Below are 324 nucleotides of genomic sequence, written 5' to 3' on the forward strand. Positions count from 1 at the left end.
AATCGCTGCGGCGGCCGATTTCGTCGACGCTGACACGCAGATTGCCGAACACGTCGTAGCCCAGTTGTTTGACGCCGCCGTCGGCGTGCGCCTCGCCGCCGCTCTTGCCCTGGCCCCTCTCGCCGCCGGCCAGCCAGCTTTGACGGTTGAGCTGACCGTTGGCGTCGACGGTGGCCACCAGATTACCCAGCGCGTCGTAGCGGTACTGGGTACGCGGCGCCCGCTGGACGCTGCTGCCGTCGGCCAGGGTGATGGCGGTCTCGGGGTCCTGCTTGGCCAGCAGTTGGCCGAAGGCGCTGTACTCGAAGGTGGTGATGTTGCCGC

1 protein-coding gene is annotated in these 324 nt (G+C 68.2%); it reads right to left on the reverse strand.

Translation table 11 applies throughout. The features are described from left to right. The coding region (locus ACODRW_RS24400; RefSeq protein ID WP_488906938.1) for an RHS repeat domain-containing protein at window positions 1–324 on the reverse strand (324 nt) is incomplete at both ends.

The sequence above is a fragment of the Chromobacterium sp. FG89 genome, assembly GCF_057808735.1.